Origin of the sequence: Caballeronia arationis, assembly GCF_001544975.2 — a bacterium.
In the GTDB taxonomy this organism is placed as follows: domain Bacteria; phylum Pseudomonadota; class Gammaproteobacteria; order Burkholderiales; family Burkholderiaceae; genus Caballeronia; species Caballeronia arationis.
Genome location: NZ_FCOG02000007.1, coordinates 21,007 through 38,358 on the forward strand (window position 1 = coordinate 21,007; position 17,352 = coordinate 38,358).

Here is a 17,352-nt window from a genome sequence, read left to right on the forward strand (position 1 = left end):
TCAGTCCGGGAAATGGCTGGTGACGAGAAACGCGAACGCGCCGACGAGGATCACGGGAAACGACCACGTGAAGAGCGCAAGCGAGAACGGCTGCACGAGCATCGCGATGCCCGCGCCGATCAGGATGGTCGAAAGCGCTTCGCCCGGTCCGCGCCTCAGCAGGTTCACGCGCGGCAGTGTCAGGTCGCGTTTCATTTGCGCACCGCTCCGAAGGTGATGCCGCGCAACAGGTGCTTGCGCAGCACGACGGTGAAGAAGAGGATCGGCAGCACGAAGAGCGTCGTCGCCGCCGCGACCGCCGGCCAGTCTTGCCCGCCCTCGCCGATGATGAACGGGATGAACGGCGGCATCGTCTGCGCATCGCCGCTCGTGAGCAACGACGCGAACGCGTACTCGTTCCACGCGAAGATCAGGCAGAAGATCGCGGTCGCTGCGATGCCGGTGATCGCCTGCGGCAACACCACTTTGACGAACGCGTGCAGCCGCGTGTAGCCATCGACGAGGGCGGCCTCTTCGTATTCGCGCGGGATCTCGTCCATGAAGCCCTTGAGCAGCCAGACCGCGAGCGAGACGTTCACCGCCGTATAGAGCACGATCATGCCGACATAACTGTCGCTCAGGCCGAGCGCGCGATACATCAGGTAGATCGGGATCGCGACGGCAATCGGCGGCATCATGCGCGTCGAGAGGATGAAGAACAGCAGGTCGTCTGCGAGCGGCACCTTGAAGCGCGAGAACGCATACGCCGCAAGCGTACCGAGGAACACTGCCAGAAACGTCGAGCCGAACCCGATCACGAGCGAGTTCATGAAACGCGGCAAGACCTTCGACGGTCCCGCGATCACCATGTTGCGTTTTCTCACGTCGCGCTCGTACCAGGTCGTCGCGGGGGGCAGGCTCGCGATGAACTCGGGCGTCTGCCGCGAGCGGATCGTGAAGAGATTCACGTAGCCTTCGAGCGACGGATGAAACACGACGACCGGCGGATACGCAATCGCGTCCTCCTGCGTCTTGAAGCTCGTCATGAAGATCCACGCGATCGGCAGCGTCGTCACGAGCGCATACGCGATCACGACGATTGCCGCGAAGCGCTTGCCGCCCGCCGATGCGGCCACCACGGAATGGGCGTTGCCAGACGGTCTCATCGCTGTTTGATCCGGTTGAGAGCCTTGATATAGATGTTCGCCGCGCCGAACACGGTTACGAAGAGAATGATCGCGAGCGCCGACGAATAACCTGTCTGCCATTTCTCGAACGCGGCCCGCTTCAATGTGATCGATACGGTTTCCGTCACCGATCCCGGGCCACCCGAAGTCAGCAGGTTCACCATGTCGAACATCTTGAAGTTCTCGATGCCGCGAAAGAGCACAGCGAGCATCAGGAACGGCAGGGTCATCGGCAGCGTGATCGACCAGAACTGACGCCACGGGCTGGCGCGATCCACTTCGGCCGCTTCGTAGATGTAGTCGGGAATCGAGCGCAGTCCCGCGAGACAGATCAGCATCACATAGGGCGTCCACATCCATGCATCGACCATCACGATGGTCCACGGCGCGAGCGGCACGTCGCCGATCATCTGGAACGAACCGGGCGGAATGCCGGTGAGAAAGCTCACGATGTCGTTGAAGAGGCCTGTCTGCGGCTGCAGCAGAAAGGTCCAGAAGTTGCCGACGACCGCGGGCGACAGCATCATCGGCAAGAGGATCAGCGTGGTCCAGAAGCTGTGGCCGCGAAACTGCCTGTTGATGAGGAGCGCGAGGCCGAAGCCCAGCAGCACTTCCAGTCCCACCGACCAGAACACGAAACGCGCGGTGACCTGCATCGCGTACCAGATGTCTTCGTCGGTGAGGATGTCCACGTAGTTGTCGATGCCGACGAAGTGCGGCGCCACGCTCGGCATGTTCGACTTGAAGCTGGTGAACGACAGCCGCAGGGCCCAGATCAACGGAAAGATGTTGATCGCGAGAAGCAGCAGGATCGTCGGAAGAATGAAGAGCCACGCGATCGTGCGGTCCGAAAGCCCGCGCAGCTTGCTGACCGCGCGACGCGTTTGTCGCGGGTCGACTTCCTGCGTTACGAAAGGCCTGTCTGCCTGCATGCCTGTCTCCTATATCGACCAGAGCTAGCGCTTGCTCTGGTCCCATGCAACCTGGCTCACCCGTAAAGCGGCGGCCCCCTGCGGACCGCCGCCATGCTGCCAGGCCTCAGTTCTTGCCCGCCTGCTTGAACACCTTGTTCCAGTCCTTGACGAGCAGATCCAGCGCTTCCTTCGCGGTGCCCTTGTCAGCAACGACGTAGTCGTGCACGCGCTTCTGCATGTCGAGCAGGAGCTCTGCATACGTCGGCTCGGCCCAGAAGTCCTTGACGATCTCCATCGACTTCAGGAAGGCCGGCGCGAACGGTGCGCTGCCCGGAAAGCTGGGGTCCTGCACGACCGACTTCGCCGCCGAATAGCCGCCCAGCTGCCACCACTTCTTCTGCACGTCTGCCTGGGCGAACCACTTGATGTATTCGAGCGCATCGTCCTTGTGATCCGAGTACGACACGACCGAGATGCCCTGTCCGCCGAGTTGCGTGAACTGCTTCTTCTCGCGCGGATTGACGAAGAAGCCGATCTTGTCGCCGCCGACGTTTGGGTCCTTGTACAGGCCGGGAAAGAACGCGAACCAGTTCATCTGCATCGCGACCTGGCCGGACTTGAACGCATCGAGACCTTCCTGCATGTACGCGTTCGTCATGCCGGGCGCCGTGCAGCACTTGTAGAGCGACTTATAGAACTCCAGCCCCTTCACCGCATCCGGCGAGTTCACGAAGCCTTCGAGGTGATAAGGCTTCTTCGGGTCCTGATACTCGAAGCCGAAGCTGTAGAGCGCATTGGTCACACCCATCGTGATGCCTTCCGAACCGCGCTCGGTGAAGATATACGCACCGTACACCGTCTTGCCGTCGATCTTGCGGCCCTGGAAGAACTCGGCGGTCTGCTTGAGTTCGTCCCATGTCTGCGGCGGTTCGAGTTCGCGCTTGTACTTCTGCTTGAACTCGGCGCGCAACTCGGGCCGGGCGAACCAGTCCTTGCGATAGGTCCAGCCGACTGCATCGGCCATGGCGGGCAACGCCCAGTAGTTCGGCGTGTTCTTCGGCCACTCCGCGTAGCCGACGACCGTCGCCGGCATGAAGTCGTCCATCGAGATCTTGTTCTTCGCGAAGAAGTCGTTGAGCTTCACGTAATGCCCATTGACCGCCGCGCCGCCGATCCACTGGCTGTCGCCGATGATCAGGTCGCACAGCTTGCCCTTCGAGTTCAGTTCGTTGAGAAAGCGGTCGGCGTAGCTCGTCCAGGGAACGAACTCGAACTTCATCTGAATGCCGCTCTTCGCCGTGAAGTCCTTCGATAATTCGACGAGCGCGTTCGCCGGATCCCATGCCGCCCAGCAGAGCGTCAGCTGCTTGCCCTGCGCCTGCGCGCCGCCCGCCATGCAAAGCCCCAGCGACAAAGCCAGGGCTGCGGCCATCCTTCGTGGTGTAAGCCGTAACATGTGTCTTCTCCTTCTTGCTTGCGGTCTCCATCCTGATGACGGTCGACGCCCATGCGCCGGGCGTCGTGCTTCGGCACTTGCGGGGTCAGCCGCCGGTCCGCGTGTCGCGATCCGTCTCGCGATCCGTTTCGCGATCGTTAGGCATGCGCATTCTCACGAAGATAAATTCGGGTTTCCGGCGTCGGGATCGCAAGCGCGCCCCGCACGTCGTTCAGAAAGTTGACGGCCGCGATGCCCGCCCAGTGCACGATGCCGCGCACGTCCTGATCGAGGATCACGTCGATCGCGCGCTCCGCGAGTTGACCGCGCGTCTCGGGCGAGAGGCCATGGCCGATCACGACGACGCGCGCCTTGTCGCCCGCCTCCTGCAGCGCCGAAGCGATGCCCGAGATGCCGCCGCCCGTCGCGTAGACGCCCGCGAGGTCTTCATGGCGCGCGAGCAACCCGGCCGTGGCGAGGCCGGCGCCGTCGCTGTCCTCGGCGAAATCGGGCTCCGCGATCCAGCGCAGATTACGGAAGTCCTCTTCGAGCACCTGCGAAAAGCCGGTGCGCCGTTCCAGCTGGTCATGAAGCCGCGACGAGCCCGAGACCACCGCCACCGTGCCGATGCGATTGCCGAGAAAGCGGCCCATCAGGAGGCCCGCGGTGCGCCCCGCGATGCGGTTGTCGACGCCCACGTACGCGGCGCGGCTGCTGCCGGGAAGATCGGAGAACACGGTAACCACGGGCACGTCGGCTTCGGCCAGTTCCTCGATCAGGCGCTCGACCCACGGGTAATCGAGCGGCGCGAGCACGAGCGCGTCGTAATCGCGCGCCTTCTCCGCAAACGCGACGGTCTCGCGCTGACTCGCGAAGTCGCATCGATAGAACGATGGCGTGACGCGATGCTCGCGAAAGAAGCTCGCGGACAACGCGATGTCGCGCTCGACGTGATCGAGAAAACGCGAGTTGACCTGCGGCAGCACGAAGGCCACCCGAAACGTGCTCGGCTTGGGAGGACGTCCGCGGCTCGCGCGTTCGTCGCGAAGATTGGCGAGCGCCACGTGCACGCGCTCGGCGGTTTCGGGCCGCACGGCCTGATCGTCGCGCAGCACACGATCGACCGTCGCCACACTGACGCCGGCTCGCCGCGCAATCATCATCCGGGTAGCCGGCATGGGTCTCCTCCGCCGCGCTTGCATTGCTTTTGTTTAATCAAGTTAGTTTTTTCCGCGAAAAATGCAAGCTTTTTTCGCGCGTTAAAACCGTCATTTGATTGCATGCCCCGCGCAATGGCGAGATTATTTCTGTAGCTACTTACTTCGGATGACAGATAAAGTTCTTGAACAAAGCATCGATATGGAAATTTGAGCGAAAATGGCGGTTGCCTGCGCGTTCGCTACGGGCAACAGGAGGAGCACATGACCACAATCACCTGGGTTCTCGCCGCCGACGGCTGCCGTGCCCGGATCTTCGAGACGCATGGACTCAAGCTCGACCTTCAGGAAATTGAAGACCTCATGAACCCCGTTGCCCGCTCGACCGAACTCAACGACAAGGATCGCGAGAAGTTTGCGAGGAATGTCGCGAGTCATCTGGAACAGGCGCGGTTGCAACATCGATTCGATCGATTGCGTCTTGCCGTCGAACCCAAGTTCCTTGGCCTCTTGCGCGAGCACCTGAGCAGCGAAACGCGCAAGCTCGTCTACGAGGAAATCAACCACGACATCTCGAAGCTCGACACGCGAGGCGTCGAGCGGCATCTGGGGCGGCCCTGATGCGTCGGAATTGCGACACTGCAAACGAAACGGGCCAGCTTTCACGCTGGCCCGTTTTCACATCAATGCAAGCGCGCTTCAGGCCGCCGGCTTGATGTTCTGGTTGGTGCAGAACAGGTTGTCCGGATCATAGCGGCTCTTCACTTCGGCAAGCCGTCCGTAGTTGGGCCCGTATGCCGCCTTCACGCGATCGCCTTCATCGCCCGTCAGGAAGTTCACATAGACACTGCCGATCGCATGTGGCGTGAGCGCATCGAACACTTTGCGCGCCCAGCCGATGCAGGCATCGTCCTCGGCGGCCTCCGTCCAGCGCGAGTGGATGTTCACCGTATAGAGCGAATCGCGGTTCGCATAGGCCGTCGCGTCCACGGCCACGCGGTTCGTTTCGCCACCCATCGCGCCGATAAAGATTTCGCAATGAGGCGACGGCAGTTCGTTCGTGGATTTCGCAAGGGCCGCGAGCACGTCGTCGTCCATCGCCGCGAAGTTGTGCGACTTCCAGTAGTTGCGCGCGCCGGGCGTCATCAACGGATCAAAGCCCTTTTGCCACGCGGTGAACGGCATCGCGCCGAGATGTTCGCCATAGGGCGTGCCGAAGTGGCGCAACGGCTCGACGGCCTCTGCGCCGCTTTCGAGCGGACCGACATAACACGAAGCCAGCACGATGATCGGCTTGCCGTGCACGTCTTCGGGCAGGAAAGGCAGCGGCGGCGCGAGGCGCATCACGGCCCACACGGTCAGCTCGTCGGGCATCTTGGCGACGAAGTCGCGATACTTTGGCAGCACCTCGTTCGCCTCTTCGAGCGGATACACGACGAGCCCGCCATAGATCTGCGGGCCCACCGGATGCAGGCGGTACTCGAACAGCGTGACCACGCCGAAGTTGCCACCGCCGCCGCGAATCGCCCAGAAGAGATCGGCGTCCTGCTCGGCCGTCACGCGATGCCACTTGCCGTCCGCCGTCACGATCTCCGCTGCGACGAGATTGTCGACCGCCGTTCCGAACTTGCGGCTGATCCAGCCGAAGCCGCCGCCGAGCGTGAGCCCCGCTACGCCGGTCGTCGAATTGATGCCGAGCGGCGTGGCGAGACCGAATGCCTGCGCTTCGCCGTCGAGGTCGCCGAGCGTCGCGCCCGGTTCCACGTACGCACGCTTCGCTTCGGGGTCCACGCGCACCGACTTCATCGCGGAGAGATCGAGCATCAGGCCATCGTCGCAGACGGCGCTGCCGGCAATGTTGTGCGCGCCGCCGCGGATCGAGAGCACGAGGGCGTTGTCGCGCGCGAACCCGACTGCGGCGATCACATCGGCCGAGCCCGCGCAGCGCACGATGATCGCCGGACGCCGGTCGATGGTCGCGTTCCAGACGGTGCGCGCTGCGTCGTAGCCGGGGTCGGATGGCATCAAGATGGCGCCGCGCAACCGTGATTTGAGAGTATCGATTGCTTCGCTTGTCAGACTAACCATGGCTTTACCTCACTGCATACTTCATGAATTGCGCGACGACGGACGTGCGAGCACAGCCGCATGCACCGCCGGTGCGGGTCACCTGTCTCATGTTGTGGATGATTGGAAGAGACTGGAGCGTATGAACAGAAGACGGGCAATCGCTCGCCCCAAGCTCATTTAAGGATCGCGCGACGCGGATGTAAAGGTTCGGCCAAGCGCCAGCGCGCATCACATCTAGCATCGATCGGACATTCGTCCCCGCTATGAGCGATAGCGCATTAAGGATGGCGAATTAAGTGTTTCAATGCGATTCAAAATCCAGCGTTCGTTGCGTTCAGTCCGGTGAAGCGTGCGTCGAGCGAATGGACAGGTCGCCTACCTTGTCCGAAATGCGCACGAGTTCGGCGAGCGAGTGCGCGCCCATCTTCTCCATCACGCGTGCGCGATGCACCTTGATCGTCTTTTCGACCGTGCCGAGTTCGGACGCCACCTGTTTATTGAGGCGCCCCTTTACCACCAGCGCGAACACTTCCCGTTCGCGCGGCGTGAGCTTCGTCAGGCGCAATCGGATCGCGTCGATCTCGACGCTCTCGAATAGCGCTTCCCGCGAGCGGGCAAGGGCCACGTCGATCGCGCGCAGCAGGTCCTGATCGCTCACCGGCTTCTCCAGAAAGTCGGCGGCGCCGGCCTTCATCGCGGTGACGGTCATCGGAATGTCGCCGTGACCCGTGATGAACACGATGGGCAACGCCGCCCCCATGTTGTTGAGTCTTTGCTGCAATTCGAGACCGCTGAAATCCGGCAGGCGCACATCGAGAATGAGGCATGCCGGACAACCGGGCGCGAGGTCGAATGCGAGAAAGTCGCTTGCGCACGCAAAGGCCCGCACACCATATCCCGCCGAACCGATCAGGCGGGCGAGTGCCCGGCGCACCCCGTCGTCGTCGTCGACCACGAATACGACCGGCTCCAGGTCGATCATGATGCCGGCCGCCAGGCTGCGTCGCGCGGCTCGACTGCCGCCGGCAACGTGAAATGGATGGTCGCGCCGCGCATTTCGTTGTTCTCGGCCCAGATGCGGCCACCGTGCATGTCGAGGATGGACCGGCTGATCGACAGTCCGAGACCGAGGCCGTCGCGCTTGGACGTATAGAACGGCTTGAAGATGCGCTCGCGGTCGTCGGCGGACAAGCCCGCTCCGCGATCCCGCACCGCGACGTGCACGGAGCCCGTGCCGTCCGGAACCGCCGACACGACCACCTCCCGCTCGCTAACCGCGCAATGGGCCATCGCATCGAATGCGTTGAGCAGAAGATTGAGCACCACCTGCTGCAACTGCACCTTGTCGCCGCGAACGGGTGGCAGGTGCGCATCGATTTCGAGCGTCACGCGCATCGACCTCACAATCGCATCGCTGTGGACGAGCAACGCCACGTCGCCGATCACGCTCGCGAGATTCAGCGGCGCGAGTTCGACTTCGCCCTTTTTCACGAGCGCGCGGATGCGGCGCAGAATGCCGCTCGCACGATTGTTGTCCTCGACGAGATCGCTCAGGATCTCGCGCACTTCGTCGAGATCGATCGGCTCGCGCGTCATGAAGCGCTGTGCCGCCTGCGCGTTGCTCAGGATCGCAGTCAGCGGCTGGTTCAGTTCGTGAGCGAGCGACGCCGCGAGTTCGCCGAGTGCGCACACGCGCGTGAGATGCGCGAGTTCCTGACGGCTGCGCTGAAGCTCGTAGCGGTCGGTGCGATCGATCACGACCGCGCACGTGAGGCGCGCCTCCATCGAAGGAACCGGATTGCGCGCAACCTCGACCAGAAATTGCGTGCCGTCCTTGCGGCGAGCGAAATGGTGTTGTATGAGAGGCGCGTCGTCGCGTGGGAGCGCGCTCGCGTGAGCATCGTTGAGAAAGCCGGGCACGAGCCACTCCGCCGCCGCCCCGATCATCTCGGCGCGGTCATAGCCGAAGAGTTTCTCCGCCACCGCATTGACGAGTTCGATCCGGCCATCTTCGTTCACGATGAGTGCCGCGAGCGGAAGGCATTCGAGCGACTCGCGAAAGCGCTCGTCGAACGGCTCCGGGCTCATGCGCTTGCGCACCCTGCGCGTGCGTCCAATCGGAAGCATCGCGAAGCGCCGACGGACGGGCTGCCATCGGTCGCGCAAGAGTTCCTGAAACATTGCCATCTGCGAGGCGCGCGGCCGGTCGGCCAACGCAGGCGCTTCGCCCGCATGGACGATGCCGGACGCAGCCGCCTGCTCGGCGTGCGGGGCGCGCCCGCGCAGGACACGCTGCACGATCAACGCGGCGATCAGCATGGCCTCGCTGAATGCAGCGGTGTGAACGATGGTCATGGGCCCCGTGCTCCTGTCGTTGGGCTCGCATCGCGCGAGCCGGTACTGGAAGACTCAAGGAACAACCGGGAGCAAGGCGAGGCGACGTTCAGAATATCGCTGGAACGACTGCGTCGTCATGCACCGCGCATACATGCGTTGTTTTTCCGTGCTGCGGTATTCGCAAAGCGCCACAGTGAGCGATGAAACGTGAGGGGGTGACCGAATGGTAGGCGGCCTATAAGGCTTTGTAAACCGTGCCTGTCGGTCAGAGCGGACTCAGTACATGCGAGTATGACGCTCGCATGTACTGGACGTTTCGCTCGGTGCAATCAACCGCGCGTTCGTTGCGCGCGGCATGTCAGCGATGCTCAGGGCGCGACCGGAAAGCCCAGCGCGGCCGCTTTCGCGTGCAGATCCGTAAATCGGCCGCCCGCGTCGCTCGTCGCCATGGAGCCGTCGCTCGGCGATGTCGGCTGCCGGTGATCCAGTTGCCCGATGCCGCTCGTGATCGAACCGGTCGAGATGAGCGGGCAGGCCGACCCGAACACGCCCTGCGTCACCGCGATGGCCGGCGCGTCGGTACGCGCCGCGCTCTGCAGATCGAGCGCGTAGGCCAGGTTGAACGTCGAGGGGTCGGTGGCACGCGCACCGAGCGGATCGAGGCCGAAGCGCCATGCGATCAACTGATGAATAGAGCTGGGATCGAACGGATAGCGCGATACGTAATTCTGGCGCACGCGCGGTCCAAGCAGCATGCACGGCACGCGAAAACCGAGACGCCCGTCGTTGCCGACCGCCTGTTCCGCCGCCGACACCGGTTTCACGGGCGGTGCGACGTGCTCCATGAAGCCGCCCCATTCGTCGTAGACAATGATCATCAGGGTGCGGCTCCAGTTCGGGCTCGTGCGCAGCGCATCGTAGATCTGGCCGAGCAACACCTGTCCGTTGCGGATATCGGCGTGGGGATGGTCATCGTTGGACGTGCCGAGCGCTTCGCCGCTGAAGCGCGGATCGACCATGCAGAACGACGGCAGCGTGCCCGCCGCGGCGTCGGCGAGAAAGCTGGCGAACAGCTTCGAGCGGCCCACATAGCGCGTGCCGTAGAGCGACGTGAACGGCACATCGTGAAAGTAATAGGCCGACGAAACGCTCTTCGCATCGAGCCGGTCCCAGATCGTCGGCAGCGACGACGAATCCAGCGTGTCGCTGATCCGGTCCGTCGCGCCGCTGTGCAGGTAGAGGCGGTTCGGAAAGGTATCCGCGAGGATGCCGCTCATATAGTAGTCGCAGACCGTGTACTGGCTCACCGCTCCGCGATAGAAGTCCATGTCCTCGGGGCGGAAGTAGCCGATCGGCAGCAGGTCGCCGCGCGTGAGGCTCGTGCCAGCCGTCAGCAGGAAGCCGTTCATCGCGCCGTTCGCGAGATGCACGCGGCCGGCATCGTAGGCGTGGTTCGGATCGGCGTAATTGCACGCCTGAAAGCCGAAGCTCGCGTTCGCCGCGAGCGCGAACGGCGTCTGCATCGTGCCGAACGCATCCTTGAACTGCCGGTTGGCGGGCAGCCCTTCCGCATGCGGCACCCAGCCGAACATGTGGTCGAAGGAGCGGTTCTCCATCGTCACGAGCACGATATGGTCGATGCCGGATGTCGCCGGATCGGGCAACGCGGGACGCGGCAGGCCGGCGCGGTCGGGCGGAATCGTGCCGACGGCAGGCGATGTGCCCCCCCGAGCCGCCCGATCCTGAGTCGCCGCCACCGCCGCATGCGGACAGCGCGACCGAACTCGCCAGCGCGGCGAGGACTTGACGGCGCATGAGATCCGGGTATTTGGAAGAATGATCAGTCACGACTGTCTCCTGCTTTTTTTAGGTTGCGGGGATTCTTGTAGGGATTGCCGTGCCGATTGAAGTTTCCGCTGCAAAACCTGCGTGACCGGCGGCACAGCGGGACAGACGTGCGGTCGGGGCGCGGGCACGGCCCGTGCGGAAGACTCCGGATCGAATGCACAGCAGCCACAACAGAGCAAGCCGTGCCTGTCCCTTTCACTTCCTTTGCGGCGCCGTCACAGGCGTCGCCAACCTGCGAGCACAGCCATGAAGAATCCGTGGACGAAGAAGAACCCGTTTATGAGCATGTGGCTGAGAGGCGCGAATGCCGTTGCCGGGTCCGCGCGCGGACATGCGAGCGCCGCCGCGAAGCGGCAGGCGTCGACGGCCGTCAAACAGGGCAACAAGCAGATCGCCGATTTCTGGACGGCCGCGTTCACGCCGCCGAAACCGGCAAGAAAAAAGCGCCGCTGAGCAGGCGGCGCCGGAGACCGCGCCGTTCAGGCGCGTTCGAGCACCGTCATCTCGCGCACCACGACGAGCAGCATCGAGAGGCTCGCACCGCCTGCCGCGCGCAGTTCGGTGAGGAGCCGCGCGTAGCGTTCGAGCGCATCCTCGCGTTTTGCACGCCAGCTATCGACGATCACATTGGCTGAATCGATTCCGCGCGACGCTTCAAGCGCGCTCACCGTGAGCGCGCGCTTGAGCCGCGCGAGTTCTTCCAGCGCGGCCGCGCGTGCGAGCAGGTCCCAGTGCGTGGCCGTCGGCAGCGCCATCGCCCGCTCGGCGATCCAGCCATAGTCGAGCAGCGTCCCGATGGCGAAGTACACGCTCGCGACGACTTCGAGCGGGCGATCGCAGTTTGCCGCGACCTCGGCGCTGTCGAGCACCGCCGTCGAGATGTCGCCGCTCGCGACCCGCGCCGCCAGTCCGCTTTCCACGCCCGCGTCTTCCAGCTCGCGCCTGCGCGCGTACCAGGACTCCAGGTCCGCCACCGGCAGGAGCGCCGGCAACTGCGGCGCAAGCCGCGACGCCGCCTCGCGGCAACGCGCGAGCAGCAGCGACCCGTCGCCCGTGCGCTCCTTCAAATGCCGCAGGAACCAGAGCGTCGTGCCTTCGAGCAGCCGCACCACTTCGACGAACATGCGCGCCTGCACTTCATCGGCGACGATGTTGTCGAGCAGGTCGATGCGTTTCCACAAGTCGTTGAGATCGAAGACGTCGCGCACCATCAGCGCCGCGCGCACGATGTCGCTCGGGCACGCGTCGGTTTCTTCCATCAGCCGATGCACGAAGGTGCATCCCACGCGATTGACGAACGCATTGGTCAGATGCGTCGCGAGAATTTCGCGCCTGAGCGGATGACGCTGCATCGGTTCGCTATAGCGCTGTTGCAGCGCCTGCGGGAAGTAATCGAGCAGCAGGCCGGCGACCAGCGCGTCTTCCGGCACGTCGGAGTCGAGCAATTCGTCGTACAGCCACATCTTGCTGTAGGCGAGCAGCACCGCCCGTTCCGGCGAAGTCAGCCCCTGCTTCGCCGCCTGCCGCTCGGTGATCTCGTCGTCGGACGGCAGGAATTCGATCTTGCGCTTCAGGCGCCCCGCGCGTTCGAGCGAGCGCATCAGTCGCTCCTCGGCGTCGAGCATCTCGGTCACGTAACGCTTCGCAATCGAGAGCGCCTGGGTCTGCGAATAGTTGTCCTTCAGCACCAGCAGGCCCACTTCGTCGGTCATCTCCGCGAGCAGCTTGTTGCGCTGCTTCTCGGTCATCTCGCCGTCGGCCACCACAAGCCCGAGCAGGATCTTGATGTTGACTTCGTGATCCGAGCAGTCGACGCCCGCCGAGTTGTCGATCGCATCGGTATTGATGCGCCCGCCGTGCTGCGCGAACTCGATGCGTCCCAGTTGCGTGAAGCCGAGATTGCCGCCTTCGGCCACGACCTCGCAGCGCAACTCGGCGCCATTCACGCGCACCGCTTCGTTGGTCCGGTCGCCGACCTGCGCATGCGTCTCGCGCGCCGACTTCACATAGGTGCCGACGCCGCCGTTGTACAGCAGATCGACATCGGCGAGCAGGATCGCGCGGATCAGTTCGTTCGGCGCGAGCGTCGCGGCGGTGATGCCGAGCACCGCCTGCATTTCGGGCGAGATCGCGATGGTCTTCGCGGTGCGCGGATACACGCCGCCGCCCGCCGAGATCAGCGATGCGTCGTAGTCGGCCCAGCTCGAGCGCGGCAGCGCGAAGAGCCGTTCGCGTTCCCTGAAACTCGCTTCGGTGTCCGGCTGCGGATCGAGGAAGATATGCCGGTGATCGAACGCGGCGACGAGCCGGATATGGCGCGAGAGCAGCATGCCGTTGCCGAACACGTCGCCCGACATGTCGCCGACACCGACCACGCTGAAGTCGGTCGTCTGCGTATCGACGCCCATCTCGCGGAAGTGCCGCTTGACCGACTCCCACGCGCCGCGCGCGGTGATGCCCATCCTCTTGTGGTCGTATCCGACCGAGCCGCCCGACGCGAATGCATCGTCGAGCCAGAAACCGTATTCGCGCGCTATCGCGTTCGCGTAGTCGGAGAAGGTGGCGGTGCCCTTGTCGGCGGCGACGACGAGATACGGATCGTCGGGATCATGGCGCACGACATCCGGCGGCGGTTCGATCTCGCCTGACACGCGGTTGTCGGTGACGTCGAGCAGGCCACGCAGGAACATCTGATAGCACGCGATGCCTTCCTGCATGAACGCTTCGCGATCGCTCGCGGGCGGGGGATTCTTCACGACAAAGCCGCCCTTCGATCCCACCGGCACGATCACCGCGTTCTTGACCATCTGCGCCTTCATCAGGCCGAGCACTTCCGTGCGGAAGTCCTCGCGCCGGTCCGACCAGCGCAGTCCGCCGCGCGCGACGCGGCCGCCGCGCAGATGCACGCCCTCGACGCGCGGTGCATAGACCCAGATCTCGAACATCGGCTTCGGTTCGGGCAGGCCCGGCACCTTCGACGGATCGAGCTTGAACGACAGATACGGCCGCGACCGGCTGTCCGCGTCCTTGCGGAAATGATTGGTGCGCACGGTCGCATTGATGACGCCGAGGAACTGGCGCAGGATGCGGTCTTCGTCGAGATTGGGCACCTTGTCGAGCGCCGCCTCGATCGCCTTGAGCATGCGTTCGGCGATCGCTTCGCGCGCGTCGCCGTCCTCGAGCGCCGGATCGAAGCGCGCGAGGAACAGTTCGAGCAGCATGCGCGCGATGCCCGGATTACCGGTGAGCGCGCGCTCGATATAGGCGTCGCTGAAGGTCGAGCCCACTTGCCGCAGATACTTCGCATACGCGCGCAGGATCGTGACATCGCGTGCGCCCAGTTGCGCGCGCAGCACGAGCCGGTTGAAGTCGTCGTTCTCGACTTCGCCCGTCCACACGCACGCGAACGCGTTTTCGAAGAGCGCCTTCACGTGGTCGATGTCGAACTCGACGTCATCCGCGAGTTCGAGGCCGAAGTCGTGGATCCACGCATGCTCCGCGCCTATTGGCTCGATGCGGTAAGGCCGCTCCTCGTCGACGCGCACGCCCAGGTGCTCCAGCATCGGCAGGCTGTGCGACAGCGCGATCGGCTCGCCCACGCGATACACCTTGAAGCGAAACGCGCGCCGCCCCGCCTCGATCGGCCGGTAGAGGCTCATCGCGAGTCCGCTCGCCCGCGTCTGCGTCTCCTCGATCAGTTCGATGTCGCGCACGGCGGTGCGCGCCGGATAGTCCTCGCGATAGCCCGCGGGAAACGAATCCGCGTACCGTTGCAGCAGGCGGTTGCCCGCTTCCTCGCCGTGGCTGTCGATCAGCGCATCGGCGAGATCGTCCTGCCAGCGGCGCGCCACCTGCACGACGCGCGCTTCGAGTTCGCGCGTGTCGACTTCCGGCATGCCGCCCTTGGCCGCCCGCACGACGATGTGAATGCGCGCGAGTGGCGACTCCGACAGGAGCGGCGTGAATTCGATGCTCTTGCCGTTGAACGCTTCCATCAGCACCTTCGAGATGCGCCGCCGCAGGTCGGTGTTGAACTTGTCGCGCGGCACGAAGACGAGACACGAGACGAAGCGGTCGAAGCGGTCGCGGCGCACGAAGAGCCGCGTGCGTTGATGTTCCTGCAGGCGCAGCACGCCGAGCGCGATGTCGAAGAGCACGTCTTCGTCGGCCTGAAAGAGTTCGTCGCGCGGATACTGTTCGAGCACCGTGATGAGCGACTTGTGCAGATGCCCCTTCGCGAGAAAGCCCGCGCGCCGCACGATGTTCGCGCACTTGCGACGCACGATCGGAATCTCCGACGTCGGCACGAGATAGGCGGTCGAGGTGTAGAGACCGAGGAAGCGTCGCTCGCCGATCACCTTCCCGTCGGGCCCGGTGCGCTTCACGCCGACGTAGTCGAGATAGCCGGGGCGATGCACCGTCGCGCGCGAATTGGCCTTGGTGAGGAAGATCGGCGACGCGCCCTCGACAATCGACGCGGCTGCGGGCGGCAGCGGCGTGATGTCATCGGCGGTGGGCGGGCGCAGCGTCTCGCGAAGAATGCCCGCGCCCGAACCGGGCAGCCCGCGCAGCGCAAACGCGCCGTCCTGCGTAACGAGTTCGTAGTCGCGATGACCGAGGAACGTGAAGTGATCCGCGACCATCCATTCGAGGAACGCGCGCGCCTCGATGCCGTCCGGAGTCGTGTCGCGCGTCTTCAGTTCGCCGATGGTCGCACGCGCCACGTCGACGATCTTCGGCCAGTCTTCGACGGACGCGCGCACGTCACCCAGCACGCGCGCGATGTTCACCCGCAGCTCGTCGAGCTTCGATGCCTCGCCGCAGCGGTCCACTTCGAAATGTATGAAGGATTCGAGCGACGACGCTTCGCGTTCGCTCGCATCGGCGTGACCGGGGCCGATCCGCTCGATCTCGCCCGACTTGCCGCGCCACACGCGGAACACCGGATGGATCGCCGAATGCAGCGAGAGGCCGAGACGGTTGATTTCCATCGTCACCGAATCGACGAGGAACGGCATGTCGTCGTTGACGATCTCGACGACCGTGTGGTCCGAATGCCAGCCGTGCTGCTCCAGGTTCGGGTTGTAGACGCGCAGCACTTCGCGGCCCGTCACGAACTTCTGCGCCGTCTGCCAGTGGGCCATCGCGGCGCCGTACAGGTCGGCGATATCACGGCTCTGGATGTCCTCGACATCCACCAGTTCGTAGTACCCGCGCAGGAATGGTTCGATGATGGCGAACGTCTCTTGCGGCAAGCGTCCCCGCGCGAACTCGACGACATCGTCGAGCAGATGCTCGACGCGCTCTTCGTTCTTGACCAGCATGGTGTCCTCCTGGCTCGCCGAGATGGCGTGCACTGCACCCGCATCGCATTTTCTGCGATTATGCGCCGGTTAGCGTGCCACGCGCGCGGCATGGGAATGGAACGCGAGCGCGCGGACTCATCGGAGAAGACGACATGCAGAACGATGAAAACGATGCTGCACCGCCCACACTCGTCACCGTGCGACCCGACCGGGAGATTGCGACGCGTCAGCGGCTACCCTACTTCGTGGGCATTTCCGGAGCGTCGGTGGGCGCGCGGGGCTTGTCGATGCATATCGTCGTCGTGCCGCCGGGCGGGCATGCCGAGCCGCACGTGCATCGCGGCTACGAGACGGGCATCTATGTGCTGGAAGGGCGCGTCGAGACGCGTTATGGGCCGGGCCTGCGCGAGTCGGTGATCAACGAGGCGGGCGATTTCCTGTTCGTCCCGCCGGGCGTGCCGCATCAGGCATTCAACCTGAGCGCGACCGAACCCGCCCGCGCGATCGTGGCGCGCAACGATGCGAACGAACAGGAGCGCGTCGATCCGTACGATCCGGCGGACGACCTCTAGAACCCGCCGCCGGACGGAAGGCTCAGCGTGCCCTTGTCGTTGAAGGTCGCGCCGCCGAACGGGCCGCCCGCGAGTCGTCCGCGCAGCGCGTACGGAATGTTGTCGAACTGCGAGCCGTTCGCGAAGCCGAGCGCCTGGCGCGCCGCCGAGAATGCCGAAACCGTCACCGGCACGGCGAGCACCGCTTCGCCGAAGCGCGGCACGGTGCCTTTCTGGTCGCTCACGCCGCTCGCGAACGGCCGGCCATTCAGTTCGAGATCGAGCGAGACGCCGTCGTAATCGATCGGCGCTTCGTTGGGATTCTGCACCCGCAGCTTCACGTTGAAACGCGCTTCGAGGCCCTGCCCCTCCAGCGGCTCGATCCCGACCACGTGGACGCGCATCTCCTCGCGGTTGAAGAGGCCCGCGCACCCGCCGAGCGAGCACAACGCCAGCAACGTGAGGCACGCAAGAACGAAGCGTCGGATCGTGCGCACGGCAAAAGCGGATTGCATGGACTGGTCACCCCGTGAATGCGGTTTGATATGAACGGGCCATTGTACTGGCG

Annotated in this window: 13 protein-coding genes and 1 pseudogene; 3 read left to right on the forward strand and 11 right to left on the reverse strand. The window is 64.3% G+C overall.

Translation table 11 applies throughout. The features are described from left to right. From AWB81_RS05880 to AWB81_RS05900, 5 genes are all read right to left on the reverse strand, one after another. Entirely contained in the window at positions 1–195 is a 195-nt protein-coding gene (locus tag AWB81_RS05880) for a hypothetical protein (RefSeq protein WP_062633170.1), read from the reverse strand. After that, complete coding sequence (locus AWB81_RS05885) at positions 192–1,145, reverse strand: carbohydrate ABC transporter permease (protein ID WP_062633172.1); 954 nt, start codon at positions 1,143–1,145, stop codon at positions 192–194. The genes AWB81_RS05880 and AWB81_RS05885 overlap by 4 nt, the downstream gene beginning before the upstream one ends. Further along, positions 1,142–2,098, reverse strand: a complete 957-nt coding sequence (locus AWB81_RS05890; RefSeq protein WP_062633173.1) for a carbohydrate ABC transporter permease — start codon at positions 2,096–2,098, stop codon at positions 1,142–1,144. Before AWB81_RS05890 ends, AWB81_RS05885 begins: the two co-directional genes overlap by 4 nt. A 106-nt stretch (positions 2,099–2,204) precedes the next feature. Next, positions 2,205–3,536 carry an ABC transporter substrate-binding protein gene (locus AWB81_RS05895; RefSeq protein WP_062633175.1) on the reverse strand — a complete coding sequence of 444 codons (1,332 nt, stop codon included), beginning with the start codon at positions 3,534–3,536 and terminating at the stop codon, positions 2,205–2,207. Positions 3,537–3,673: 137 nt separating this feature from the next. Then, on the reverse strand, positions 3,674–4,693 hold the full coding sequence (locus AWB81_RS05900; RefSeq protein WP_200822475.1) for a LacI family DNA-binding transcriptional regulator: 1,020 nt from the start codon (positions 4,691–4,693) through the stop codon (positions 3,674–3,676). Between the two features lie 243 nt (positions 4,694–4,936). On the opposite strand from AWB81_RS05900, the gene AWB81_RS05905 reads away from it, so the two are divergent. Next, positions 4,937–5,293: a host attachment protein gene (locus AWB81_RS05905; protein ID WP_062633181.1), complete on the forward strand. Its 357-nt coding sequence runs from the start codon at positions 4,937–4,939 to the stop codon at positions 5,291–5,293. Between the two features lie 78 nt (positions 5,294–5,371). On the opposite strand, the gene AWB81_RS05910 is transcribed toward AWB81_RS05905, so the two are convergent. The 4 genes and pseudogenes from AWB81_RS05910 to AWB81_RS05925 form a co-directional block, all read right to left on the reverse strand. Continuing rightward, the gene (locus AWB81_RS05910; RefSeq protein WP_062633183.1) at positions 5,372–6,760 is read right to left on the reverse strand and encodes an FAD-binding oxidoreductase; all 1,389 of its coding nucleotides are present in this window, start codon (positions 6,758–6,760) and stop codon (positions 5,372–5,374) included. A gap of 316 nt (positions 6,761–7,076) precedes the next feature. Next, positions 7,077–7,724, reverse strand: a complete 648-nt coding sequence (locus AWB81_RS05915) for a response regulator transcription factor (RefSeq protein WP_062633185.1) — start codon at positions 7,722–7,724, stop codon at positions 7,077–7,079. Further along, positions 7,721–9,097: a sensor histidine kinase gene (locus AWB81_RS05920; protein WP_062633187.1), complete on the reverse strand. Its 1,377-nt coding sequence runs from the start codon at positions 9,095–9,097 to the stop codon at positions 7,721–7,723. Before AWB81_RS05920 ends, AWB81_RS05915 begins: the two co-directional genes overlap by 4 nt. 350 nt (positions 9,098–9,447) lie before the next feature. Then, positions 9,448–10,894, reverse strand: a pseudogene (locus AWB81_RS05925) (alkaline phosphatase family protein). 279 nt (positions 10,895–11,173) lie between these two features. Here AWB81_RS05925 and AWB81_RS05930 point away from each other — a divergent pair. Beyond that, the gene (locus AWB81_RS05930; protein WP_062633188.1) at positions 11,174–11,380 is read left to right on the forward strand and encodes a hypothetical protein; all 207 of its coding nucleotides are present in this window, start codon (positions 11,174–11,176) and stop codon (positions 11,378–11,380) included. A 26-nt stretch (positions 11,381–11,406) separates the two neighbouring features. Here the strand turns inward: AWB81_RS05930 and AWB81_RS05935 are convergent, their stop codons facing one another. Further along, positions 11,407–16,251 (reverse strand): NAD-glutamate dehydrogenase, encoded by a 4,845-nt coding sequence (locus tag AWB81_RS05935; protein WP_062633190.1) that lies wholly within the window; start codon positions 16,249–16,251, stop codon positions 11,407–11,409. A gap of 134 nt (positions 16,252–16,385) precedes the next feature. Between AWB81_RS05935 and AWB81_RS05940 the strand changes: the two genes are divergently transcribed. Continuing rightward, positions 16,386–16,805, forward strand: a complete 420-nt coding sequence (locus AWB81_RS05940; RefSeq protein ID WP_062633192.1) for a cupin domain-containing protein — start codon at positions 16,386–16,388, stop codon at positions 16,803–16,805. Here the strand turns inward: AWB81_RS05940 and AWB81_RS05945 are convergent. Continuing rightward, positions 16,802–17,299, reverse strand: a complete 498-nt coding sequence (locus AWB81_RS05945) for an LEA/WHy family protein (RefSeq protein ID WP_087134823.1) — start codon at positions 17,297–17,299, stop codon at positions 16,802–16,804. The genes AWB81_RS05940 and AWB81_RS05945 overlap by 4 nt on opposite strands. Between the last annotated feature and the right edge of the window lie 53 nt (positions 17,300–17,352).